The organism is Brachybacterium netajii (SeqCode), assembly GCF_054114245.1.
Genome location: NZ_JBSYXB010000002.1, coordinates 476,728 through 501,827 on the forward strand (window position 1 = coordinate 476,728; position 25,100 = coordinate 501,827).

Below are 25,100 nucleotides of genomic sequence, written 5' to 3' on the forward strand. Positions count from 1 at the left end.
GTCTTCCACGCGAGGAGACTCAGGTCACGTCTCCGTTCTTCCACGGACTCAGGCCCAGGGGTTCGACTGGATGCGCGCGGCCCCGTGCTCCCGCCAGACCGCATGCTCGAAGGCCTCGGCCGAGACGCCCCGCGGGGCCGTGTCGCAGGCGGCGCGGACCATGGCGACCGCGTCCTCCTCGGCGATCGCCTGCCGGGTCCCGTCGGCGCCGCGGACATCGAGGCCCGAGCGGGACAGGACGGCGTCGACGAAGCGACGCAGCATGTCGCCGGTGGACGCCTGCGGGTGCCCGGCGAGCAGCGGGATGTGCGCGGTCGCGACCGCGCCCTGGCGGCCGATGCGCTGGAGGGCCTGCTGGACCGCCGGCAGCGGCTGACGGCGCAGGTCGGAGGCCGTCGCGACCGCGGGATCGAGGGAGAGCAGGGCGTGGGCGGCATCGAGCACGGACTGCGCCTTGGGGCGGGCGCCGTCCCGGGCGGGGCCCATGACCGCCGCGATCTGATCGGCGTCGAGCTCGGCGAGGGCGCGGAGGTCGTCGGCGATCGCCGGGTGGGTGTCGACGAGGGTGCGCGCGTCGGCGAAGGCGCGCTGCGCGCAGGGCTCCTTCTGGAAGCGGGGACGGACCGAGAACACGGCGGCCAGGAGCGCCTCGCCGATCCGACCTCGCACCGCCGTCGGGTCGACCGCGAACTCCTCCTCGCTGATCCCCGCCACGGCGGTCAGGATCGCCTGGAGCTTCGGATCGGTCATGTACACCGCGGTCCCCCTCATGAGATCGACGCCACCGGACCGACGCCGCAGGCGGCACCGGGATCACGAGCAAAAAGTCCGTCGACGACTTTATCCGATCGGAGGGCGCGCCCGGTTGCGCGTCCGTGCCCCGCCGGGTCCAATGGGGTGACCCGCCCCACCTCCTCTCCCCCGGAGTCCCCCATGCGCCCGCTGGCCGCCCGCACGCTCGCCGCTCTCGCCGTCCCTCTGCTTGCCCTCGGACTCGCCGGCTGCGGCGAGGAGGATCCCGCCGACCCGACCGTCACCCTCGAGTCCACCTCCGAGGAGGCCACGACTCCCGAGCCGACGACGGACGAGCCGACGACGGAGGAGGCCACCTCCGAGGAGCCGACCGCGGAGGATCCCGCGGCCACGGAGATCGCCCTCATCTGGCCCGATGACAGCTGGGACATGCAGGAGGTCGGCACGGACCTGTGCGACGGCGGCGACTTCTCGAGCATCTCGCCGAGCGGCTACTCGATGCAGGAGGACATGTTCACCTGCGGGACGACGGCCTCGAGCCTGCTCGCCTGCCTCGTCGACGACGATGCGACCGTCGTCTGCATCACCAACGGGACGGGGAAGACGGGCGTCACCTTCTCCTCGCCGACGGCGGTCGACGACGACACGACGGTCTACGCGAGCGAGGGCGTGCCGCTCCCGCTGTACGTCGATCTCGTGGACGGGACCCGCTGCACGGCGCTCTCCCACGACCATGACCAGCACTGGGACGACTGGTTCAGCTGGTACTCCTGCGACGACGGCTCCGAGCTGCTGACCGAGCTGGAGATCTTCGGGACCTTCGACGAGCGCTCGGACCTGTGGACCGTGCAGCGCTCGACCGACAAGGGCGAGCCCGTCGAGGACCATGTGGCGGTCGCGTCCTTCGCAGGAGTCTGAGAGCCCCGGTGCTAGCGTGCCGGGGTGACCTCCGTGGATTCCTCTGCACCTGCCCGTCGCGTCGGCTTCGATCGCGAGAAGTACATCGAGCTGCAGTCGCAGCACATCCACGAGCGGCGCCGGGAGATCGGCGGGAAGCTCTACCTCGAGATGGGCGGGAAGCTCTTCGACGACATGCACGCCGCACGCGTGCTGCCGGGCTTCACGCCCGACAACAAGATTGCGATGCTGCACCGTCTGAAGGACGAGCTCGAGATCCTGGTGTGCCTGAACGCGAAGGACCTCGAGCGCCAGAAGGTCCGCGCGGACCTCGGCATCACCTATGAGGACGACGTGCTGCGCCTCATCGACGTGTTCCGCGAGGCCGGCTTCCTCGTCGAGAACGTCGTGCTCACGCAGCTCGACGACGCGAACCAGGTGGCCGTCGCGTTCATGGAGCGGCTGGAGCGGCTGGGCCTGAAGGTCGCGCGGCATCGGGTGATCCCCGGCTACCCGCAGGACGCGGCCCGCGTGGTCTCCGAGCAGGGCCTCGGGGTCAACGAGTACTCGGAGACCAGCCGCGACCTGATCGTCGTGACCGCGCCCGGCCCGGGGTCGGGCAAGCTCGCGACCTGCCTCTCGCAGATCTACCACGACCATCAGCGGGGCATCGCCGCCGGGTATGCGAAGTTCGAGACCTTCCCGATCTGGAACCTGCCGCTCGAGCATCCCGTGAACCTCGCCTACGAGGCCGCGACCGTGGATCTCGCCGATGTGAACCTCATCGACCCGTTCCATCTGTCGACCTACGGCAAGCAGGTCACCAGCTACAACCGCGACGTGGAGGTGTTCCCGCTGCTGCGCACGCTCCTCGAGCAGCTCACCGGCTCCTCCCCCTACGCCTCCCCCACCGACATGGGCGTGAACATGGCCGGGCACTGCATCGTCGACGACGAGGCCTGCCGCGAGGCGTCCCGGCAGGAGATCATCCGGCGCTACTACAAGGCCCTCGTCGACGAGCGCATCAACGATCTCGACGACACGCTCAGCCAGCGGGTCGGGATGGTCATGAGCCGGGCCGGCTGCACCACCCGCGACCGCGCCGTCGTCGGCCCCGCCCTCGCCGTGCAGGAGGCGACGGGCGAGCCCGCCTCGGCGATCGAGCTGGCCGACGGCACGATCATCACGGGGAAGACGTCCCCGCTGCTGGGCTGCTCCGCGGCGATGCTGCTGAACGCGCTCAAGCATCTGGCGGGCATCGACCCGGAGGTGCGGCTGCTCTCCCCCGACTCGATCGAGCCCATCCAGACGCTGAAGACCGAGCACCTGGGCTCGCGCAACCCGCGCCTGCACACCGACGAGGTGCTGATCGCGCTGTCGGTCTCGGCGTCCGACGACGAGAGCGCCCGCCGCTCCCTCGCGGCGCTGAAGAGCCTCGCCGGCTGCGACGTGCACACCACGACGATCCTCGGCGAGGTCGACGAGAGCATCTTCCGCAACCTCGGGATCTCCGTGACCTCGGAGCCGACGTTCCAGCGCAAGGGCCTCTGGCACAAGCGCTGAGGCCTGGACGCGGGGGCGCCCGCGGGGTTGGATGGCGGGCATGAGCGATATGCCCGATCCTGCCGACGACGATGCGGCGGACGCCCCGTCCTCGCATCGCGCGCGGACGGTCGCGGTCATCGCCTGCGTCCTCGGGCTGGTCGTCGGCCTCGGGATCGGCGGCGCCGTCGGCCTCTTCGGCCGCGACAGCGACCTGGCGGTCGCGTGCACGGAGATCGGTGCATCCGACGGCGTGAGCGTGCGGCTCGACGAGGCCGCGCTCGCGGGCGCCGCCTCGGCGCGCGTCACCGCGACCTCCGGGAGCCACGTCTCGAGCGTCGAGCAGGTGGTCTCGGCCGACATGCCCGACGTCTGGCTCGACGTGCCCGCCGCCGAGATGACCGCGCTCGACGCCGTCGCGATCGAGGTCATCGGCGATCCGGGCCTCGAGGCCTCCACCGATGACGTCGCCGATCCCGCGGTCGTCAGCCCCAACGGCGATCAGTGCGAGCCGCATGCGCGGCAGCTGGCCTATGTCCTGGAGGACGGGGAGCTCGTGCGGCAGGAGTGACGGCGGGGACGGCTACGCTGGCCGGGCCGGCCCCTCTCACCACCAGGAGCATCGATGTCCCCGAGCACTCCCCTCGTCGTCGTCGGCGCGATCATCCGGGACGGCGACACCGTCTTCGCCGCCCGACGGAACCCCGAGCGCAGCGCCGGCGGGCTCTGGGAGTTCCCCGGCGGCAAGGTCGAGCAGGGCGAGTCGCATGAACAGGCCCTCGTCCGCGAACTCCGTGAGGAGCTCGACGTCGACGTCGCCGTGGGCGCCCTCGCGGCCCGCTGCACGACGCCGCTCGGCGCACGGCTCATCGACCTCGCCTGCTACTGGGCGACCCTCGACGGCGACGCCCCCGTGGCCAGCACCGACCACGACGCCTTCCGCTGGGTCCCGCTCACCGAGCTCGACGGGCTGGACTGGTCGCCGGCCGACGTGCCGATCGTCGACGCCATCCGGCTCTGACCCGCGCTCCATCACCTCCCACCCTCATACAAAGGATCCGTCAGCGTTGGCTCTCTCCAGGGACCTATTGACCGCCGATCTGCATTTCGGTTTCGTCGACTACACCACTCCGTCCCAGCGCCTATACCACCCGACGCTGGTGAGGAACGATGACTCCGACACGATGCTGCGGGCGATCAAGCATGAGCTTCGCCATGCGACCTCGTTCCTCTTCTCCGTTGCTTTCCTGACACCGGGAGCACTGGGCCTCCTCAAGCAGGATCTTCTGGACTTCCCTGGCCAGGGAACGATCATCACCTCGGACTATCTCGGATTTAACCATCCGAACATGTTTCGTGAACTTCTGCAGTTCCCTCAGCTCGAGGTCCGCGTCGTCGAGAGTGACGCCGGATTTCACGCCAAGGGATATCTCTTCCAGCAGGGCGCGGAGCAGGCAGCAATCATCGGAAGCTCCAACCTCACCCGGAACGCTCTCCTCGTCAATGAAGAGTGGAACTTACGGTTTAGCGCGATGCCGGATGGCGACATCACGAGGCAGCTCTCTGACGCTATCGCTGCCCAGCGGCGACGCTCCATCCCGCTGAGCTACCGGTGGATCGACGAATATGCCGCACGGTGGGATCCACAGAACTCTTCCGCAGAACGCGAAGCAGGCCTGCCGTCGCTTCTGCCGACCGGGACGCTCTACCCCAACGCGATGCAAGCCGAGGCCCTTGACGCGATCCAGGCGGTCCGCGATGCGGGATCGTCACGCGCCCTCGTCGTCTCCGCCACGGGGACTGGGAAGACCATCCTCGCAGCCTTCGCCACCCGGGCCATCAATCCACCACGGTTCCTCTTCGTTGCTCACCGGGAGCAGATCCTGTCGAAGGCCCGTGAGGAGTTCGCCCGCGTCCTGCCGGGCGGGATGGATGGGATGAGCCTCGTTGCCGGCGGTCGGGCGATACCGGATACCGGGCACGTCTTCGCGACCGTCCAGTCACTATCCCGACCGTCCACACTCGAGACCATTGATCCTCACGACTTCGATCTGGTGATCGTTGACGAGGTCCATCGGTCCGGCGCAGCCTCCTATCTCCGATTCCTCGACCACCTCTCCCCACGTTTCCTTCTTGGGCTCACCGCGACCCCGGAGCGCACGGACTCCTTCAACGTGTTCGAGCTCTTTGACTACACCGTGCCGTACGAGATTCGGCTCCAGCAGGCACTGGAGAACGACATGCTGGCTCCGTTCACCTACTACGGGGTTGACGACTATGTCGACGAGGAGGGGAACACGGTCGGCGACGACGCCCCGATCTCGCGCCTCGCAGGGCCGGAGCGCACCCGCCATATCGTCCAGACTCTTGAGCAGTACGGACATGTCGGCGACGCAAAGGGCCTCATCTTCTGTTCTCGCATTGAGGAAGCTCAGCAGCTGTCACGACGCCTCAACGACGCCGTCGTCCATGGCGCGCGGCTTCGCACACGCGCCCTGAGCGGCGCCGATCCCCTCGTCGAGCGAGAGGCCGCCGTCGCCGCATTAGAGAACGGCGATCTCGACTATCTCCTCACGGTCGACATCTTTAATGAGGGCATCGACATCCCGTCGGTGAACCAGGTCGTCATGCTGCGACAGACCCAGTCGAGCATCGTCTTCACCCAGCAGCTTGGCCGAGGTCTCCGCAAAGCCGTCGGCAAGGATCACCTACGCGTCATCGACTTCATCGGTAACTACGCGAACAATTTCATGATCCCGATCGCTCTCTTCGGCGACAGTTCGCTCAACAAGGACGTCCTGCGGAAGAAGATCATCGAGGCAGAGACCGCGGGATCGATTGCCGGCGTGTCGAGCGTGACCTTCCAGCCTGTCGCCCGACAGCGCATCTTCGACGCACTTTCCGAGGCCCGTCTCGACAGCATGCCCAACTTGAAGCGTGCGCTGCATGACCTCGAGCAACGCCTCGGGACGGTTCCCCGGCTCTACGACTTCGCACGCTTCGAGACCGTTGATCCGGTCCTCATCGCGACGAAGCGGAAGACAAACTACTGGGACTTCCTGGTCGCGGCGAAGAAGGTGGACGTCGCCCCGGTGGTGAGCGAGCAGCACTTCCTGACCTTCTTATCGTTCGAGATCCTCAACGGCAAGCGCCCCCATGAGCTCCTCATCCTCCAGCATCTCCTGCGGACGACCGAGTCGTCGGTACGGGATCTTGAGGTTGTCCTCGAGACGCAGATCGGCGAGGTCTCGACGGCCAGCTTCGCGTCTGCCATTCGACTGCTCGACTACTCCTTCTCCATCGAGCAGGAGAAGAAGCGATACGGGCAGGTCGGCGTCCTCACCCGACATCAGGACCGCATTCGCCTCACGCCGGAGTTCGCCACTCTCTATCAGGCCGGGGGACACTTCGCGGCACATGTCGACGACGTCATCGAAACGGGACTACATCTCGCACGGCATCGTTACTCGTGGAACCGGCCGCTGACGGTTGGGGAACGGTACTCCCGGAAGGATGCCTGCCGACTCTTGAACTGGGGGTCGAATCAGCAAGGCGTCATCTTCGGGTACAAGCTGGATCCTGCAACGAACACCTGCCCTGTTTTCGTCACCTACCACAAGGACGATCAGATCGCAGATTCCCTCGCCTATGGCGATGAGTTTCTGGACCAGCGCAATCTACGATGGTTCACGCGTTCTGGGCTTACTCTTCAAAGCAAGGAAGTCCGCGCTCTCTTGGACACCGAGAGCCCTGCGGACCTGCACGTCTTCGTCAAGAAGGACGATGCCGAGAGCTCGGAGTTCTACTACCTCGGCCAGGCACGCCCGCATGACGCTCAGGAAGAGACGATGCCGTCAGCCAAGGGTGTCCCGCACGATGTTGTCACGATGCGCCTCGCCCTCGACTCCCCCGTCGGCCCCCACCTCTACGACTACCTGACCAGCACCACCAAGGCGAGGGTCGGGGCGGAGCACAGGGAAAACCTCTCGACCCCGGGTGCTCGGCTCGGCTAGGTTCGGGCGCGGCTCTGCTCGATCGCCGGAAGGTGCTCCGCCCTCATGTTCACGCCGCTCCTGCTCGCCCACTGGCTTCCCGCCGGCGCCGACCTGCCGGATGAGGGCGAGGCGGCCGTCGTCGTCGATCCCGAGCTCCCGGCGAACCGGTCGCTGTCGCTGCTGCATCTCGACGGCGGAGGCACCGTGCTCTCCGTGACGCCCGCGCGGGCGGAGGAGCTCGCCGTGTCCGACGGCGAGCGGATCGCCATCGCCGAGCTCACCGCCCGGATCGCGCGCGCCGGGATCGCGCTGAACGATCCCGACTGCGTGTTCCACCTCCCGCGCCAGGAGCAGGCCGTCCTCGCCGGCGAGGAGCGCGTCCCGGGGACCCGTGCGCTCAGCGCCGACGATGCCGCCTCGTTCGCCGCCTTCGCCGAGGCGGCGCCCCCCGCGGACCTCGACGAGGCCTTCATCGAGCTCGACCACTGGCTGGTGCACGGCACGTTCGTCGGCGAGCGCCTGGCGTCGGCGGCGAGCATGTACCCGTGGAGCGGGACTCGGCTCGCCGATCTCGGGGTGATCACGCTGCCGGAGCATCGCGGGCAGGGCCTCGGGCGGGCGACAGTGCGGGCGATCAGCGCGGAGGCCCTCGCGCGGGGATACGAGCCGCAGTACCGCTGCCAGCTCGAGAACACGGCCTCGGCCGCTCTCGCACGTGCCGCCGGGTTCGTGCTGCTGGGCACCTGGGAGGTCGTCGACTCCGCCGACTGAGGGCCCGTCGGCCGCGATCGGCGGCGCTCCGGCGGACTTCGCGGAGTCCCACCACCCGTCCGGAATGCCCGATAGCCTGGAGATCCGCAGCGATGACGCTGCGTGTCGTCACCTCGAGGAGGCGTCCCGTGCCGCATCTGCTCCCCGAAGCCCCTGCCTTCGTCTCGAGCGCCGAGGAGGCCGTCTGGGAACGGCTGCGCGAGCAGCTCCCGGCGGATGCCACCCTCATCGCCGGCCAGCGGATCACCGCCCGGGGGCGCGAGATCGAGATCGATCTGCTGGTGCTGTGGCCCGGCGTCGGAACCGCCGTGATCGAGGTCAAGGGCGGGCGCGTCGGCGTCGCGGACGGCGTGTGGACGCAGTCCGACCGGCACGGCGCCCACCGTCTCGAGCCCTCGCCCATCGAGCAGGCGCAGCGGGCGAAGCATGAGCTCGTGCAGTACCTCAACGCCACCTCCTCGCGGGTCATCGGGCGCACCGCGCATCTGGTCGCCCTGCCGTACACGCAGCTGCCCGCGGACTGGCACGTGCCGGATGCGCCGCGGGAGCTCGTGCTGGACGGCACGGATCTGGAGGATCTGCCGGAGCGGATCGCCGTGGCGCTGCATCGTCAGGAGAAGGCCGGGTACATCCCGCTCGATGCCGACCAGCGCGACCATGCGGTGACGATGCTGCGGCGCACGCATCGGGCCCTGGAGAACGTCCAGCTCGCCTCCCGCGAGATCGAGGACCGCGGCAACCAGCTCACCCGGGAGCAGGAGCGGGCGATCGGGATGCTCCGCTTCCAGCATCGTGCGCAGATCATGGGCGGCGCCGGTTCGGGCAAGACGCATCTGGCGATGATCAAGGCGCGCACCCTCGCCCGGGACGGCTTCCGCTCGGCCCTGCTGTGCTACTCGCGCGGTCTCGCCCGGTACTTCCAGCTGCTCGCCTCGACGTGGCCCGAGGAGGAGCGGCCGGCGTTCGTCGGGCTCTTCCATGATCTGCCGGTGCACTGGGGCGTCGAGAACGTCGACGAGTTCAGCGGCGATGCCGCCACCTACTACGAGCACCATCTGCCGCAGCGTCTCGCGGATGTCGCCCGCGAGCAGCCGCCCGAGCAGCTCTTCGACGCGATCGTCGTCGACGAGGGGCAGGACTTCGCCGACGCCTGGTGGGACGGCCTGCTGCCCTGCCTGCGGGATCAGGCCACCGGGGTGCTGTTCGTGTTCACCGATGAGCACCAGAGCGTCTTCGACCGCGAGGGCGTCGCCCCGATCACCCTGAACCCGTTCCCGCTGGACGACAACCTCCGCTCCACGGCGGCGATCGCCCGCACCTTCGCGCCCCTGACGCCGATCGACCAGACGCCGCGGCTGCCCGAGGGCGAGCCCGTGCGGTACGTCCGCGCGAAGACCTCCGAGGCGGTCGCGGCGGCCGACGATGCCGTCGAGCGGCTCATCGAGGAGGGCTGGGAGCCCGGGGACATCGCCCTGCTGACCACCCGCAGCCGGCATCCCGAGCAGGTCGCGCGGATCGAGCATGCCGGCTTCGACGGCTACTGGGACGAGTTCTTCGCCGGCGAGGACGTCTTCTACGGGCATGTGCTGAACACCAAGGGCCTCGAGCGGCGCGTCGTCGTGCTCGCCGTCAACGGCTTCCACTCCGACGAGCGGGCCCCGCATCTGCTGTACGTCGGGCTCTCGCGGGCGCGTTCGCTGCTCGTCGTGGTCGGCGATCCCGGGGAGATCTGGGATGCGGGCGGCGACGAGGTGTGGCAGCGGATCAGCGGGGGCGCGGATGCCTGATCCGGGGCCCGGGACGGAGTCCGACCGCCTGCGCGCCGAGGCCGGGCTGCTGCGTCCGCGGATCGCGCGCGTGCTGGATCCGGGGTTCGCGACGCATGCGCTGGTGGACGATCTCGTGGACCGGCTGCAGGCGCTGGATGCGAGCGCGCCGATCGGCTGGGTCGATCGGGTGCTCGCCGCGCAGGCCGACGATGCGGCCGACGAGCAGGCGGTGCGGGCGATCGTCGGGGACCTCCTGTACGAGCGGGGCCTCGCCCCGGAGCGGGTCGGGCCGACGCTCGCCCCGCACGTCGAGGCCTGGTCGCCGCCGGCGCCGGAGCGGCTCGAGCCGCTGCTGATCGACCATGCGTCGCTCGCCTCCCCCGCCGATCTGCGGGAGCGCTACGACGCGATCGTGATCGGCTCGGGTGCGGGCGGGGGCGTGGCCGCGCAGGTGCTCGCCGAGTCGGGGCGCAGCGTGCTGGTCGTCGAGCGCGGGGGCCTGCCGGCGCGGCGCTCCCTGCTGGTCGACCATCTGCGCACCCCGCGGGCGGGGCTCGGCCTGCCACCGTGGTCGGGGCCGGCGACCGGCGCCGAGGTCCGCGCGACCCGCGTCGGGCCCGCGGAGGCCGGGGCGGACTGGGTCGATGCCGTTCCCGGGCAGTGGGCCTGGAACGACAACGCGATGACGATCGGCGGCGGCACCCGCGTCTACGGCGCCCAGGCCTGGCGGTTCGGTCCGCGGGACTTCGCGATGGCCAGCACCTACGGTGTGCCCGAGGGCTCCTCCCTCGCCGATTGGCCGATCTCCCACGACGACCTCGAGCCGTACTACGCGCGCATCGAGCGGATGCTCGGCGTCAGCGGCGGGCCGTCGACGGATCCGTGGGAGGGGCCGCGCTCGGCGCCGCTGCCGATGGGGCCGCTCGCACGGTCCCCGCTGGGGAACCGTCTGCAGACGGCCGCGGCGCGGATGGGGCTCGGCACGCAGCCGGTGCCGCTGCTGGTCAACAGTGCGCCCTACGGCGGGCGCGCCGCCTGCATCCGCTGCTCGCAGTGCGTGGGCTTCGACTGCCCCGTCGGCGCGCGGGCCGGCAGCCACAGCACGACGCTCCCCGCGGCGCTCGCGACCGGACGGGCGACCCTGCTGCCGGGCGCGCAGGCCTCACGGGTCCTCGTCGGACCGGGCGGGCGGGCGCGCGGCGTCCTGCTCGTCGGCGACGACGGCGGGATCTGGCGGCGCGAGATCGCGACCGGGCTCGTGGTGCTCGCCGCGGGGGCGATCGAGACGGCCCGGCTGCTGCTGGACAGCGCGACCGCCGAGCATCCGGACGGGCTCGGCAACGATCACGACCAGGTGGGCCGGCATCTGCAGGGGCATGCCTACGGGGGTGCGACCGCGCTCTTCGACGAGCCGGTCGTGGACCTGCGCGGCCCGGGCGTCGACATCGGCACCGCGGACCTGCGGCACGGGAACCCGGGGATCGTCGGCGGCGGGATCCTCGCCGACGAGTTCGTGCCCACCCCCGCCTCCACCCAGCGGATGCTGCGCGAGACGGGCCTGCTGGATCCCGACGTCACCGTCGGCTCGGCGGAGGCGGAGCGGGCGATGCTGCGGATCGGCCGGGTCATGGGGCCGATCCAGGAGGTCACGACCGCCGACGCGCGCGTGCAGCTCGATCGCTCCCGCACCGACCGCTTCGGCCGCTCGCTCGTGCGGCTCTCGGGGAGCCTGCACCCGGAGGACCTGCGGGGCCGCGACCTGCTCTCGGCGCGGGCCGCGGACTGGCTGCGGGAGGCGGGCGCCGCGCAGGTCGTGCCGATGGCGCCGATGACCTGGCCGACCCCCGTCTCCGCCGGGCAGCATCAGGCGGGGACCTGCCGGATGGGCGAGGATCCCGCGCGCTCCGTCGTGGATCCGACGGGCCGGGTGTGGGGCCTCGAGGGGGTGGTCGTGGCCGACGGCTCCGTGCACGTCACCAACGGCGGGGCGAACCCGGTGCTGACGATCCTCGCCAATGCGCTGCGGATCACCGAGCTCGCCGCCCCGTAGAGGCGATGGATGCCTACCCGACGATCACGGCGCCGCGGTAGCCGTCGTCGTGGAGGCTCGCGAGGACGTCGAGGTCCGCGTCGGCGATCGGCAGGAGATGGGAGGCGGCCGGGTCGGCGCCCTCGTCGACCCAGGGGTCCTCCACGAGGATCACCCCGTCGAGGGCCTCCCGGCAGAGGACCCAGTGGGGCACCTCGACGCCCATCCACTCCTGCAGCGAGATCAGCAGCAGCACCTGCCGGCCGGTCTCGAGCGCCTCGCGGAGCTCGGCGATCGTGAGCCGCTCGCGCGGGGCGGGGATGCCGAGGGCGCGGGCGTCCTCGCGGAAGGCGAGCTGGAGGAGCTGGCGCCAGGCGGCCTCGTCGGCCGCGAGATGCTCGAGCATGACGGGCCGCTCGACGTCCAGGCGGATCTCCAGCGGGAGCTGCGGGTGCGCGCGGCGCAGCGCGACGGCGAGGCCGTAGGGCTCGATCGAGGGATGGTTCGTCGCCTGCTGCCAGAGCCGCAGCTCGGCGGCGCGGGAGGCCTCCTCGTCGGCGGGCTCGTCATCGGCGAGCGCCATCAGCGCGGCGGCCGCGCCGCAGGAGAAGGGCGCGCACTGGCGGCGATGCGGCGGGGCGGGCGCGGCGGGACCGGGGATCAGCCAGTGCATCGCGCCGTCGTGGACGACGCGGGCCGCGCCCTCGGCGCGGGCGACCGCGAGCAGGGCATCGAGGACGGTGCCGGCGGGGGCGCTCCCCGACCCCTCCAGCTCCTCGACGCTCCAGCTCGCGGTCCGGGGGCGGGCGGAGATCCGTGCGGATGCTCCGCCCGCCAGCTCGACGGTCCGGTGCTCAGGCACCGGTGATGGCGTCGACGTAGGCGTCGATCGCCTGCTCGCAGGAGCGGGGGCCGCCGGCGCCCCAGATCCGCGGCGGGAACTTGTGGACGCGGCCCTCCTGGACGGCGGGCAGGGAGGTCCAGATCTCGTTCTTCTCCATCTCCTCGACGTAGCTGCCGGCGCCGTCGTCGTTTGCGTAGAAGAGGTTCGCGTCGCCGACGGCGGTGAGGCCCTCGAGGTCCGTGGAGGTCAGGCCGTAGTCGGGGTAGACGCCGCCGGTGCCGTAGTCGGCCTCGATGTCCGCGTCCCAGGCCGGGGTCAGGCCGAGCTCCTTGCCGAGCTCGGTGAACAGGGCGCCGTCGGTGTAGGGGCGGATGGTGAGGTTGCCGCTGTCGACCCAGCCGTCGAAGAAGAGGAAGTCGGTGGTGGGCAGGTCCGCGCCCTCGACCTCGGCCTTGGCCTCGGCGAGGTGGGTCTCGAACTCGTCGACGACGACGTCGGCGCGCTCGCTGCGGCCGGTGGCCTCGCCGATCATCGTGAACACCGAGAGCATGTTGCCGATCGGGTCCTCGGGGTCCGCGCCCAGGGTCGCGAGGACGGGCACGCCGCCCTCCTCGAGCTGGGCGATGATCTCGTCGTCGGCGCTGAAGGCCTCGACGACGATGAGGTCGGGGTCCAGGGCGTAGATGGCGTCGAGGTCGGGCTCCTCGCGGGCGCCGATGTCGGCGACGCCCTCGGGGAGGACCTCGGCGCTGTCCCAGGTGGTGAAGCCCTCGGCGTCGGACACGCCGACGGGGGCGACGCAGAGCGTGAGGGCGTCCTCGATCTGCTGCCACTCGAGCACGACGATCCGCTCGGCGGGCTCGTCGAGCTCGACGGTGCGGCCGACGCCGTCGACGAGGCTGACGGGCTCGGTCGAGGTGGCGGTGGTGTCCGCCGCGCACTCGTCGGAGATGGCCGCGGCGGCGTCGGAGGCCTGCGCGGTCGGCTCGTCGACGGCGGTGGTGCCGCAGGAGGCGAGCACGAGGGAGGCGGCGGCCGCGGCGAGGGCCGCGGACGCGATGCGGGGCAGAGCGGACATGAGGTCCTTCCGGGAACAGGGGCGGGCGGGGCCCGCGCTGCCGCAGGACCCCGCAGAGGAGGTGAGGGCAGCCTTGCCTCGTTCAGCGTAGAGAGGGTTGCGAATGTCCGCAATCACGGGGAGGGGACAGGCGATGCGCGAAAACGGCCACCCGTCGGGTCAGCGGCGAGCGGCGAAGGCGCCGGGCGTGGTGCCCATGACGCGGGAGAAGGCGGCGATGAAGGTGCTGGGCCGGCCGTAGCCGAGCAGCAGCGCGACCTCCTGGACGCTCTCCCCCTCCCCCAGCAGCTGCAGCGCCTGATGGACCCGCAGCATCTGCCGCCAGCGCCCGAAGGTCAGCCCCGTCGACTGCCGGAACGCGCGGGTGATGGTCCGCTCCCCCAGCCGCAGCTCGCGCGCCCAGTGCTCGAGATCGCGCGGATCGGCAGGATCCGCGAGCAGCGCCTCGGCGATCGGCGCGATCCGCGGATCCGCGGGCACCCGCAGCTCGAGCGGATCGGCCGACGGCACGAGCACGTCCATCACCACGGCCTCGGTGCGCGAGCGGGCACCCGCATCGAGGTCGGTGCGGGTCAGGCGCAGCAGCAGGGACTCGAGCACCTCGTCCATCTCCAGCACGCGCGCCTCCTCGAGCCCGGGCGGCGGATCCTCGACCGCGAAGAAGGCATCGCACAGCTCCACGTCGGCCGTCAGCCGGCCCGCATGCGCGGTGCCCGCCGGCAGCCAGAGGCCACGGCCCTCGGGGACCGTCAGCAGCCGCTCCCCGACGCGGGCGCTCATCGTCCCGCCCCGCACCCACACCAGCTCATGCAGCGGATGGGTGTGCTCGGGGAACTCGGTGGGCACGTCCGCCGAGTGCTTCTCCGCATGGATGACGAAGGCGGCGGGCGCATCCTCCGGCAGGCCCGCCGCCTCCAGCACGACGGTGCGGGGCTCGCGGCGCCAGGCCCCGAGCCCCGCACCGTCGGTGCGCGCAGCGGTCATGGCGCGGAGATTACCGTCTCCTCCATTCGCCCTGCGCTCACCGGGCAGGCGTAGATTGCGTCCGGCGCTCCGCCCCCGGGGCGACGACCCGCCTCCCCGAAGGGTGCCCGCATGACCGACGCCTCGCCCCAGAACGCCCAGGACACCCAGGCGATGCAGGATGCCGCCGCGCCCGCCGCCGCGGAGCCGGGGCGCGATCCGCGCCTGGACCGGCCCTGGCCGGCGCTGTGGTCGATCGTCCTGGGGTTCTTCATGATCCTCGTGGACACCACCATCGTGACCGTCGCGATGCCGCACATGCAGGTCGCCCTCGACGCCGACCTCTCCTCGCTCATGTGGGTCACCAGCGCCTACCTGCTCGCCTACGCCGTGCCGCTGCTGATCACCGGGCGCCTCGGCGACCGCCTCGGCATGAAGACCATGTACATGGCGGGCCTCGGCGTGTTCACCCTCGCGAGCCTGTGGTGCGGGCTCTCCGGCAGCGTCGAGATGCTGATCATCGCCCGCATCGTCCAGGGCCTCGGCGCCGGCATGATGACCCCGCAGACGATGTCCATGATCACCCGCATGTTCGCGCCCGCGCAGCGCGGGCAGGCGATGGCGCTATGGGGCGCGACCGCGGGCGTCGCCACGCTCGTCGGCCCCCTCGCCGGCGGCCTCCTCGTCGACGGCCCCGGCTGGGAGTGGATCTTCTTCGTCAACATCCCCGTCGGCCTCATCGGCCTCGCGCTCGCCTGGCGCAACGTCCCCGCCTTCTCCCGGCGCGCGCACTCCTTCGACTGGCTCGGCGTGGTGCTCTCCGCCGTCGGCCTGTTCCTGCTGGTGTTCGGCATCCAGGAGGGCAACACCTACTCCTGGGGCACCATCACCGACTCGCTGCGCATCGGTTCGCTGGACACGCACGTGCCGGTCTCCGTGCCCGGGCTGATCAGCGCCGGCGCGATCATCATGGTGCTGTTCGTCGTATGGCAGGCCGTGAACCACCGCGAGCCGCTCGTGCCGCTCTCGCTGTTCCGCGACCGGAACTTCTCCGTCGCCAACATCGCGATCGCGATGATGGGCGCGACCGTCCTGACGCTGTCCTACCCGATCACCATGTACTTCCAGCGGGTCCTCGGCATGTCCCCCACCGAGGCGGCGCTCATGACGGTCCCGATGGCGCTCGTCTCCGGCGGCCTCGCCCCGGTCGTCGGGAAGCAGATGACGCGCATCAACCCGCGCTGGATGGCCGTGGTCGGCTTCGCCTCCCTCGCCGGCGGGCTCTTCTGGTTCTCGCGGATCATGACGCCCGACGCCGGGATCGTCCTGCTGCTGCTGCCCTTCGCCCTCGTCGGCCTCGGCAACGCCCTGATCTGGGGGCCGCTCTCGTTCACGGCGACCCGCAACCTGCCGCCCTCGCAGGCCGGCGCCGGCTCCGGCGTGTACAACGAGACCCGACAGATCGGCTCCGTGCTCGGCTCCGCCGCGATCACGACGATCATGACCGACCGGATCGCGGCCCGCTTCACCGAGGCGCTCGGGGCCGACGCCGCCTCCGCGGGCGGCGGCTCCTTCTCCGAGGGCTCCGCCGCCGAGGCGCTCCCGGACATGCTCCAGGCCCCCTTCGCCTCCGCCATGGCCGACGCCATGCTCCTGCCCGTGCTGCTGTCCCTCGTCGGCGTCGTCGCCGCCCTCCTCCTCGGCAAGCCCGTCGACAAGGGCGCCTGGGCGAAGGACGCCTGAGGCGCATCGGGCGGCGTCGGCCGGCCGGCGGAGCGGCGGTCGCGGATATCCTGGGCGGCACCTGACACGTTCGAGGGGGAACCGACATGTCCAGCACACCCGGCCCGTACCCGCCCGCACCCGGCCCGAGCTCCGGTCCCGGGTCCGGTCCCGGCAGCCCTGCTCCCGGCAGCTGGACCCCGGCGCCCGCGGAGGCGCCACGCAGCCGCAAGGGCCTGTACATCGGCCTCGGCATCGGCTGCGGCGGGCTCCTCCTGATCGGGATCGTGATCATCGCGCTGGTCCTGTTCCTCACGCTGCGCGGCAGCTCCGGCACCGCGACCGGAGGCGGCGGAGGCGAGGAGACCACTCCTGCCGCCACCCCCGAGGAGCAGGCGACCGCGCTGGTCACGGAGTACATGGCAGCCCTCGAGGCCGGCGACTCCGCGACCGCGCTCGAGCTCCTGGGCCCCGACGACGCCACGGTCCTGTCCACCACGGCCTACGATGCGGCGCTCGCCGCGGCCCCGGTCGCCGACGTCGTGATCGACGCTCCCGTCATGTCCACCGCCAGCGGCACCGTCACCGCCGAGTACACCGTCGGCGGCACCCCTGCCATGCAGGAGTTCCTCGTCAGCGACTATGACGCCGACGACGTCTACGAGCTCGAGCCCATGTACACCTACGAGAAGGTCCCCGCGAGCCTCAGCGGCCTGGGCCTCTCCCTCGCGGGCGAGGCCGTCGAGGACGGGGACTCGCTGTACCTCCTGCCCGGCAGCTACGAGCTCGGCGTCGGCAACGAGTACTTCACCCTCGATCCGGCCGAACCGCTCGTGGTCCTCAGCGCGAACGACGTGGGCGACTGGCCCGAGGCGGCGCTCACCGATTCCGGGCTCGAGGCGTTCCGCGGCGCGGTGCAGTCCGCCGTCGACGAGTGCATCGCGATGACCACCCTCACCTCCGGCTGCGGCCTCGATCCGATCTCCCCGGCGGAGGACTCCAACGGCATCATCGCCGAGGAGGGCACCGTCGCCCGCGTCCTCTCCGACGACGCCCAGCGCACGATCGACACGATGGTCCCGACCCCGTCCTACGACGAGCCGACGTACGTGCAGGGCCAGTCGATCGGCAGCGTCGACACGACCATGAACTGCACCCAGGACGGCGTCGCCGGCACCTGCTCGCTGTGGTGGGGCAACACCATCTCCGCCCCCAGCGTCGACATGGCCGACCCGGAGCTGCCCGTCACCTGGAGCTGACGCTGGCGCAGAGACTGACAGGACGAGGGAGGCCCCGGCTGCATGCCGGGGCCTCCCTCGTCGTCCTGCGCGAGCGGGATGGCGCGCGCGAGGGGCCGACTCAGCCGATCTTCTCCAGGGAGGAGAAGCTGATGATGTAGTCCGGGGAGTCGATCGACATGGCCTCGGTCAGGTTCGACGTGTAGTAGCAGGCGTCGTTCCCGTCAGACCCCGACTTCAGCGTGCCGGAGAAGCGGACGCTGTCGCCCGGCACGAGCCCGAGAGCCTGGTCGTAGAGGTCGGTGCCCTGCTCGATGAGCGTGTTGTCCGCATAGTCGGAGAGCGCGTTGTTCCAGGTGCCGATCTCGATGTCGTCCTCGATGGAGACGGTCACGACGGCCTTGCCCTCGCCGTTGGCGTCGACCGTCACGACGGTCCCGATCCAGCCCTCGACGGCGCCGCCGGGGACGTCGCTGCACAGCGCGTCGCTGCGGACGTTCAGCACATTGGCCCTCTGCAGGTCGGTCTCGGCCCCCTCGGCCTCGACGCGTCCCGTCTCGACGGCATCCGACATGGCCTGCTGCGCGGCCGGCACGTCGGGCAGGACCTCCTCGGCGGGCGCCTCCTTGACAGGGGCCTCCTCGACGGGAGCCTCCTCCGCGACGGTCTCGGCATCCGCAGCGACCGCCTCGTCGGCGACCGGAGCCTCCTCCGCCTCCGCCTCCGCCTCGGCGTCGGCCTCGGACGCCTCGGTCGATGCGGTGACGACGGTCTCCGAGGAGGCCGACGTGCTGTCCGAGTCGCCACTCGATCCGTTCACGATCGCGAAGACCACATACAGCACGATGACGATGGGCGTGACGATCCACGACACCACCTTGGCGCGCTCGTAGTTCGCGAGCGGTCGCCCGAGGCTGTCGCGGCCGCCGCCGCCGATCAGGATCAGGACGTCGATCAGCGACCAGATGCCGGCACCGCCGCAGGTGATCAGCTTGAGGAAGCCCAGACCGATGAACCCGCGGTAGAAGCGGTCGACGCCGAGGTTGCCGAGGAAGAGCGCGAGCAGCCACGCCGCCACGAAGTCCTTCTGCGGCTTCTGCACGAAGGTGATCGGCGGTGCGCCGGCCGGAGGCATGGCGTAGCCCGGAGGCATCTGCTGCTGAGCGTAGGGCTGCTGACCGTAGAACTGCTGGGGCTGCTGCTGGCCGTAGGGCTGCTGCTGGCCGTATCCCGGCTGGGGCTGCTGGCCGTAGGGCTGCTGCGGTGACGACTGGCCGTACGCCTGCTGGGGCGCACCGTAGCCCTGAGGGGACGGTGAGGGGTACGACTGCTGCGCCGACGGCTGACCATAGCCGTGGGGGGACTGCTGGCCGTAGCCCTGCGCAGACTGCTGCCCATAGCCCGGCTGGGGCTGCTGGGGCTGCTGGGGAGTCTGCTGCGGTCGCCACTGCTGCTCGGGCTGCAGGGGCTGACCGTCGTGCGGCGGGGGGATCGGGGAGGACATGGGGATTCCTAGGGGATGGAGGCGCGGGGGGAACGCCCGTTCGACAAGGGTGGGGCAGGCCCAGAACATCGCTCTGATCTGGGGGAAGCGACTTCTTTTTGGCCTGACAGGAAGATAACCGACAGGTCGGACATTCCTGAAACCGAAGGGCACCCCCGGACGTCGCGACCCCATGCGGCGCATCGATCCGCCGTCGGCGCGATGTCGGCCCTGTGACCGACGAGACCGCACCTTGCCTTGATGCACAATCTGCACGAGTGCAATAATGCATGAGTGCATACAACAGAGCTGAGCCTCCGCGAGCGGCAGCGCCTCGAGACCTTCGAGCGACTCCACCTCGCCGCGGCGTCGCTCGCCGAGACCGAGGGCATCGCCGCCGCGACCGTCGACGCGATCGCCGAGCGCGCCGGCGTCTCGCGGCGGACGTTCTTCAACTACTTCCCCGGCAAGGAGGACGCGATCCTCGGGCTCACCCGCCCGCAGATCCCCGCCGAGGTCCTCGAGGGAGCCCGGTCCATCGACCTCGACGCCCCGGCCGACGACCGCTTCCGACGCGCCGTGCACCTGCTGGTCGCGACGACCCGCGCCTCGCGCAGGACCGTCGGAGGCTTCGCCCGTCGGCGCGAGCTCATCGAGCGCATGCCCGAGCTCGGCGGCCGGCTGAAGCGCCAGTCGCAGGAGATCCAGGACCTCGTCCTCGAGCAGCTCGCCGGCCCCGACACCCCGCTCGGCGAGCGCGTCGCCCCCGATCTCGACCTCGACCGCGCCCGCGCGCTCGTCCTGCTGGCCGCCGCCGTCATCCGGTACGCGTTCGAGCAGGACCCCCAGGTCTTCGAAGGGGACGACCCGTCCGCCTTCGACCCCACCATCGCCCTCTTCCGCTCCATCCTGAAAGAAGCGTGATCCCCACGTCCGCTGCACCTGCAGTCCCCCAGCTCCAGGCCGAGGAGGCGAAGCCCTCGGGCCGGACCATCGCCCTGCTCTTCGTCGGCCTCATGGTCACGATGCTCATGGCATCGCTCTCCCAGACCATCCTGTCCACCGCCCTGCCCACGATCGTCGGCCAGCTCGGCGGCGTCGAGCAGATGACCTGGGTCATCACCGGCTACATCCTCGCCTCGACGGTGATGATGCCGGTCTACGGGCGCGTCAGCGACATCGTCGGCCGCAAGCCCACGCTGATCGCCGCGATCGTCCTGTTCATGATCGGCTCCGTGTTCGGCGCCCTGACGACCTCGATCGACCTCCTCGTCGTCGCCCGCGTCATCCAGGGCCTCGGCGGCGGCGGCCTCATGATCCTCTCGCAGGCCGCGATCGCCGAGGTCGTGCCCGCTCGCGAGCGCGGCCGCTACATGGGCATCATGGGCGCCGTCTTCGCGGTCTCCTCCGTGGCCGGTCCGCTCGTCGGCGGCTGGCTCACCGAGGGTCCCGGCTGGCGCTGGGCGTTCTGGCTGAACATCCCGCTGGGCGTCCTCGCGATCGTCGCCGTGGCGCTGTTCCTGCACCTCCCCCGCCCTGTCCGCACCGGACGCGCGAGGATCGACTACCTGGGCATGGCGCTGATCGCCGCGGCCACCGTCGCGATCGTGCTGGTGTGCACCTGGGGCGGCAGCGAGTACGTCTGGGCCTCCCCGCAGATCCTCGGCCTGATCGCCGCGGCCGTCGTCCTCGGCGGACTGTTCGTCCTGGTCGAGTCGAAGGCCGAGCAGCCGGTCATCCCGCTCGCGCTCTTCCGCAACCGCAGCTTCGTGCTCGCGACCTTCTCGGGCCTGCTCACCGGCATCGCGATGTTCGGCGTGCTCTCCTACATGCCGACGTACATCCAGATGGTCGTCGGCGTCTCGGCGACCGTCGCCGGACTGCTGATGATCCCGATGATGGGCGGGCTGCTGATCTCCTCGGTGATCTCCGGCCAGCTGGTCACCCGCACGGGCCGCTACAAGATCTTCCCGCTGATCGGCTCCGCGGTCATGGCGCTCGGCCTCTGGGCGATCTCCACGATGACCATCGACACCCCGACCTGGGTGCTGTGCACGTACGTCGGCATCTTCGGGATCGGCCTCGGACTCGGCCAGCAGATCCTCATGCTGATCGTCCAGGACGCCTTCCCGGTCCGCATCGTCGGCACCGCGACCGCCGCCTTCAACTACTTCAAGCAGGTCGGCGCGACCGTCGGCTCCGCGGTCGTCGGCGCCGTGTTCGCCACGCGCCTGACGAGCCTGCTCACCGAGAACATGACCGCGGCGCTCTCCACGGCCAGCCCTGAGGACCTCGCCGCGGCCGGCGGCCTCGACGCGAGCACGCTGACTCCGGCGGCCGTGCTCGACCTGCCCTCCTCGATCCGCATCCCGATCATCACCTCCTACAACGAGGCGCTGCTGCCGATCGTGCAGTGGCTGGTCCCGCTCGCCCTCGCGGTCATCGTCGTGATGCTCTTCGTCAAGGAGAAGGCGCTCTCGGAGACCATCGACCGCAGCGCCGAGGAGACCTCGATCATCGCCGAGGACGCCCCGGCCGTCGCCTCCGCGGCGCTCGAGGAGGCCGTCGTCGACGGCGATGCCCTCGATGGGGCTGCGCGCGATGGGGCTGTCCGCGAGAAGGTGCCCGCGACCAGCGGCGTCTGACACCCCCTCGAGGCCGATCCCCGAGATCCCGCAGGTGACGCGCCGGTACATGCCAGATTCTCGGCATGCACCGGCGCGTCGCCATGTCCCCCGACGTGCGGGCGGGGTGGAACGGGAGGAACGGGGCACGGCGCACGAGCGAGGCCGGGAATGCGACCTGTCCACACCCCATTCCGCCGATGCGCGGTGCGACGGGCGGGGACCCTAGAGTGGAGAGCATGGAATTCGCCCGTGCCGCCGACCCCGATGAGGTATTCGCCCCCGACGAGGACTACCCCCCGTTCCCCGACGAGGACTACCCGGAGGATGCGGGCTACGCGGGCGGCCGGTCGCCGGCGGGCGCCCCGTGGTCGTCAACACCGGCGCCGGCGAGCGCCGCGACGGCAGCGGCCGCCTGGGAGGCGGATCCCGAGGCGCCGCTCGGGCAGCGGGCGCTGCGGATCCTGTCGACGGTCTTCGGGTACGACGCCTTCCGCGGCGAGCAGGCGGAGATCATCGAGCAGGTCGCGGGCGGCGGGGACGCGATCGTCCTGATGCCGACCGGCGGCGGCAAGTCGCTGTGCTACCAGATCCCCTCTCTGCTGCGGGAGGGCACCGGGATCGTCGTGTCCCCGCTGATCGCGCTGATGAGCGACCAGGTCGCCGCGCTCGAGGCCAACGGCATCCGGGCCGCGTACCTGAACTCCACGCTCGAGCTCCATGAGGCGCAGGCCGTCGAGCGGCGGCTCCTCGCCGGGGAGATCGACCTGCTGTACATGGCGCCGGAGCGGCTCGTGCTGCCGCGCACCGTGCGGCTGCTGCAGCAGGCGCACCTGGCGCTGTTCGCGATCGACGAGGCGCACTGCGTGTCCCAGTGGGGGCACGACTTCCGGCCCGACTACCTGGGGCTGAGCATGCTCGCCGAGACCTTCCCGGGCGTGCCGCGGATCGCGCTGACCGCGACGGCCACGGAGGCGACGCACCGGGAGCTCACCGAGCGACTGCGGATGCAGGAGGCCCGCCACTTCGTCTCCAGCTTCGACCGGCCGAACATCCAGTACCGGATCGAGCCGAAGGATCGGCCCCGCGAGCAGCTGCTGCGGCTGATCGCCGCCGAGCACGAGGGCGAGTCGGGGATCGTCTACTGCCTCTCCCGCAAGAGCGTCGAGCAGACCGCCCAGTGGCTCGTCGACCGCGGGATCCCGGCGCTGCCGTACCACGCGGGCATGCCGGCCGAGGAGCGCCTGCGCAACCAGGAGCGGTTCCTGCGGGCCGACGGGCTGATCATCGTCGCGACGATCGCCTTCGGCATGGGCATCGACAAGCCCGACGTGCGCTTCGTCGCCCATCTCGACCTGCCCAAGTCCATCGAGGGCTACTACCAGGAGACGGGCCGTGCGGGCCGCGACGGGCAGCCGTCGACCGCGTGGATGGCCTACGGCCTCGGCGATGTCGTCAGCCAGCGGAAGTTCATCGACGGCGGCGTGGGCGGCGAGGACTTCAAGCGCAACGCCCGCGCGCATCTCGACGCGATGCTCGCGCTGTGCGAGACGGTGACCTGCCGGCGCAAGCAGCTGCTGCGGTACTTCGGGCAGGAGATGGAGGGCGAGCGCTGCGGGAACTGCGACACCTGCATCGCCCCCGCGAGCACCTGGGATGCGACCGTCGCGGCGCAGAAGCTGCTGTCGACGCTCATCCGGCTCGAACGCGAGCGGGATCAGCGCTTCGGCTCGACCCAGGTGATCGACGTGCTGCTGGGCCGTGACAACGAGCGCTCGCGCCAGTCCCGGCACGACGAGCTGAGCGTGTGGGGCATCGGCCAGGAGCTCACCGAGCGGGAGTGGCGCTCGGCGCTGCGGCAGCTGATCGCCCGCGGGATCGTCGAGGCGGTCGGCGAGTACGGGGTGCTGGTCCCCGGGCCGGGCGCCGGGCCCGTGCTGCGCGGGGAGCAGGCCCTCGAGCTGGCCGTCGACCGCACCCCGCGGAAGGCCTCGCGCTCGCGCGGCGGGGCGGGAGCCGGGGCGGGCAGGTCGGCCGGGTCCCGGGCGGCGGAATCCCTCGAGCCCGCGCAGCAGGAGGTCTTCGAGGCGCTGCGGCGGTGGCGCACCGAGGTCGCCAAGGAGAAGCAGATCCCGCCGTACATGGTGTTCTCCGACGCCACCCTGGTGGGGATCGTCGAGGCGCGGCCCTCCTCGATCGGTGCCCTCGGCGGCGTCAGCGGGCTGGGCGCGAAGAAGCTCGCGACCTACGGCGACCAGGTCCTCGAGGTGCTCGCCGAGCAGTCCTGACCAGCCCGCTGTATCGTGAAGGAGCGCACATCGAAGGAGATCCTGTGACGACCTCTGCCGCCGACGGCACCATCCTCCCTCCGACGCTCCTCCCCCAGACGCTCGAGACCCCGACCTCCCCGCTCCTCGCCGAGGGCGCCCGCCTCGAGCTCGTCGCCACCGGAGCCCGCTGGGCCGAAGGGCCCGTCTGGCTGGCCCGGCGACGCGCTGTCCGCTACAGCGACATCCTCGGCAACCGCATCCTCGAGTTCTCCGAGGAGACCGGCGAGACGACCGTCTTCGCCGAGGACGTCATGTACACCAACGGGCGCACCCTCGACCTGCAGGGCATGATCGTCACCTGCTCCCACGGCAAGCGGTCGATCCAGCGGGACCGGGCCGTCCGGCCCGGGGACGTGCATCGTCCGCGGGAGCTGGTGGAGAAGTGGGACGGGCACCGCTTCAACTCCCCCAACGACGTGATCGTCGCGTCCGACGGGGCCATCTGGTTCACCGATCCCTCGTACGGCATCCATCGCCCCGGCGAGGGGTACGCCGGCTACGAGGAGTACGGGGACCGGTACGTCTTCCGCTATGACGAGTCCACGAGCGAGGTCCGCCCCGTGGTGATCGACGTCGAGGCGCCCAACGGGCTCGCGCTCTCGCCCGACGAGACGCTCCTGTACGTCGCCGACTCGTCGGCCTCCCCCTCGAACCCCGACCGCGCCGCCTCCTCCGACTCCCGGCCGCGGGGCCATGCGCTGCGCGTGTACGACCTGGTCGAGGGGAGGCATGCGAAGAACGGCCGGGTGCTCGTCGAGGTCTCCCCCGGCGTCCCCGACGGGCTCAAGGTGGATGCCGAGGGCCGGATCTGGTGCTCCAGCGAGTCCGGCGTGCAGGTCTTCTCGCCGGCCGGCGAGCGCCTGCTGGACCTGCCCGTCCCCGAGCGCACCGCCAACCTGTGCTTCGGCGGCGACGACGGCACGACGCTGTACATCACCGCCACGACCGGCCTCTACCGGATCGCCACGACGACCCGCGATGCGACGACCGTCGCCCGCGCCGGCAGCCCCCTGGGCGGGGCGCCGGAGGAGATCATCGGCTGAGCGCCATCGCATCGCGTCG

19 protein-coding genes are annotated in these 25,100 nt (G+C 71.0%); 14 read left to right on the forward strand and 5 right to left on the reverse strand.

Annotation, left to right across the window (positions count from 1 at the left end; translation table 11 throughout):
- Nucleotides 1–48: 48 nt before the first annotated feature.
- Nucleotides 49–750, reverse strand: a complete 702-nt coding sequence (locus tag ACXET9_RS05885) for a hypothetical protein (protein ID WP_457885565.1) — start codon at nt 748–750, stop codon at nt 49–51.
- Nucleotides 751–933: 183 nt separating this feature from the next.
- On the opposite strand from ACXET9_RS05885, the gene ACXET9_RS05890 reads away from it, so the two are divergent.
- From ACXET9_RS05890 to ACXET9_RS05925, 8 genes are all read left to right on the forward strand, one after another.
- On the forward strand, nt 934–1,671 hold the full coding sequence (locus ACXET9_RS05890; RefSeq protein WP_457885566.1) for a hypothetical protein: 738 nt from the start codon (nt 934–936) through the stop codon (nt 1,669–1,671).
- A gap of 24 nt (nt 1,672–1,695) precedes the next feature.
- Nucleotides 1,696–3,213 (forward strand): DUF1846 domain-containing protein, encoded by a 1,518-nt coding sequence (locus ACXET9_RS05895; protein WP_457885567.1) that lies wholly within the window; start codon nt 1,696–1,698, stop codon nt 3,211–3,213.
- A 40-nt stretch (nt 3,214–3,253) separates the two neighbouring features.
- Nucleotides 3,254–3,763: a hypothetical protein gene (locus ACXET9_RS05900; protein ID WP_457885568.1), complete on the forward strand. Its 510-nt coding sequence runs from the start codon at nt 3,254–3,256 to the stop codon at nt 3,761–3,763.
- Nucleotides 3,764–3,817: 54 nt separating this feature from the next.
- Nucleotides 3,818–4,213, forward strand: a complete 396-nt coding sequence (locus ACXET9_RS05905; RefSeq protein ID WP_457885569.1) for a (deoxy)nucleoside triphosphate pyrophosphohydrolase — start codon at nt 3,818–3,820, stop codon at nt 4,211–4,213.
- 67 nt (nt 4,214–4,280) lie between these two features.
- Nucleotides 4,281–7,205 (forward strand): DEAD/DEAH box helicase, encoded by a 2,925-nt coding sequence (locus ACXET9_RS05910; protein ID WP_457885570.1) that lies wholly within the window; start codon nt 4,281–4,283, stop codon nt 7,203–7,205.
- Between the two features lie 45 nt (nt 7,206–7,250).
- The gene (locus tag ACXET9_RS05915) at nt 7,251–7,958 is read left to right on the forward strand and encodes a GNAT family N-acetyltransferase (protein WP_457885571.1); all 708 of its coding nucleotides are present in this window, start codon (nt 7,251–7,253) and stop codon (nt 7,956–7,958) included.
- 128 nt (nt 7,959–8,086) lie between these two features.
- Nucleotides 8,087–9,745, forward strand: a complete 1,659-nt coding sequence (locus ACXET9_RS05920; protein WP_457885572.1) for an NERD domain-containing protein — start codon at nt 8,087–8,089, stop codon at nt 9,743–9,745.
- Nucleotides 9,738–11,777, forward strand: a complete 2,040-nt coding sequence (locus tag ACXET9_RS05925; RefSeq protein ID WP_457885573.1) for a GMC oxidoreductase — start codon at nt 9,738–9,740, stop codon at nt 11,775–11,777. The genes ACXET9_RS05920 and ACXET9_RS05925 overlap by 8 nt, the downstream gene beginning before the upstream one ends.
- A 13-nt stretch (nt 11,778–11,790) precedes the next feature.
- Here the strand turns inward: ACXET9_RS05925 and ACXET9_RS05930 are convergent, their stop codons facing one another.
- The 3 genes from ACXET9_RS05930 to ACXET9_RS05940 form a co-directional block, all read right to left on the reverse strand.
- Entirely contained in the window at nt 11,791–12,618 is an 828-nt protein-coding gene (locus ACXET9_RS05930; protein ID WP_457885574.1) for a peptidase C39 family protein, read from the reverse strand.
- Nucleotides 12,611–13,678 (reverse strand): iron-siderophore ABC transporter substrate-binding protein, encoded by a 1,068-nt coding sequence (locus ACXET9_RS05935; protein ID WP_457885575.1) that lies wholly within the window; start codon nt 13,676–13,678, stop codon nt 12,611–12,613. Before ACXET9_RS05935 ends, ACXET9_RS05930 begins: the two co-directional genes overlap by 8 nt.
- Before the next feature lie 159 nt (nt 13,679–13,837).
- On the reverse strand, nt 13,838–14,662 hold the full coding sequence (locus ACXET9_RS05940) for a helix-turn-helix domain-containing protein (protein WP_457885576.1): 825 nt from the start codon (nt 14,660–14,662) through the stop codon (nt 13,838–13,840).
- 153 nt (nt 14,663–14,815) lie between these two features.
- On the opposite strand from ACXET9_RS05940, the gene ACXET9_RS05945 reads away from it, so the two are divergent.
- Complete coding sequence (locus ACXET9_RS05945) at nt 14,816–16,384, forward strand: DHA2 family efflux MFS transporter permease subunit (RefSeq protein WP_457885874.1); 1,569 nt, start codon at nt 14,816–14,818, stop codon at nt 16,382–16,384.
- A gap of 86 nt (nt 16,385–16,470) precedes the next feature.
- Nucleotides 16,471–17,622, forward strand: a complete 1,152-nt coding sequence (locus ACXET9_RS05950) for a hypothetical protein (RefSeq protein WP_457885577.1) — start codon at nt 16,471–16,473, stop codon at nt 17,620–17,622.
- Nucleotides 17,623–17,722: 100 nt separating this feature from the next.
- On the opposite strand, the gene ACXET9_RS05955 is transcribed toward ACXET9_RS05950, so the two are convergent.
- Nucleotides 17,723–19,105 carry a TM2 domain-containing protein gene (locus tag ACXET9_RS05955; RefSeq protein ID WP_457885578.1) on the reverse strand — a complete coding sequence of 461 codons (1,383 nt, stop codon included), beginning with the start codon at nt 19,103–19,105 and terminating at the stop codon, nt 17,723–17,725.
- 273 nt (nt 19,106–19,378) lie between these two features.
- Between ACXET9_RS05955 and ACXET9_RS05960 the strand changes: the two genes are divergently transcribed.
- The 4 genes from ACXET9_RS05960 (at nt 19,379) to ACXET9_RS05975 (ending at nt 25,081) form a co-directional block, all read left to right on the forward strand.
- Nucleotides 19,379–20,008, forward strand: a complete 630-nt coding sequence (locus ACXET9_RS05960) for a TetR/AcrR family transcriptional regulator (RefSeq protein ID WP_457885579.1) — start codon at nt 19,379–19,381, stop codon at nt 20,006–20,008.
- On the forward strand, nt 20,008–21,729 hold the full coding sequence (locus ACXET9_RS05965; protein WP_457885875.1) for an MDR family MFS transporter: 1,722 nt from the start codon (nt 20,008–20,010) through the stop codon (nt 21,727–21,729). The genes ACXET9_RS05960 and ACXET9_RS05965 overlap by 1 nt, the downstream gene beginning before the upstream one ends.
- 218 nt (nt 21,730–21,947) lie before the next feature.
- Nucleotides 21,948–23,996 (forward strand): DNA helicase RecQ, encoded by a 2,049-nt coding sequence (recQ, locus tag ACXET9_RS05970; RefSeq protein WP_457885580.1) that lies wholly within the window; start codon nt 21,948–21,950, stop codon nt 23,994–23,996.
- Nucleotides 23,997–24,040: 44 nt separating this feature from the next.
- Nucleotides 24,041–25,081 (forward strand): SMP-30/gluconolactonase/LRE family protein, encoded by a 1,041-nt coding sequence (locus tag ACXET9_RS05975; RefSeq protein ID WP_457885581.1) that lies wholly within the window; start codon nt 24,041–24,043, stop codon nt 25,079–25,081.
- Nucleotides 25,082–25,100 lie beyond the last annotated feature (19 nt).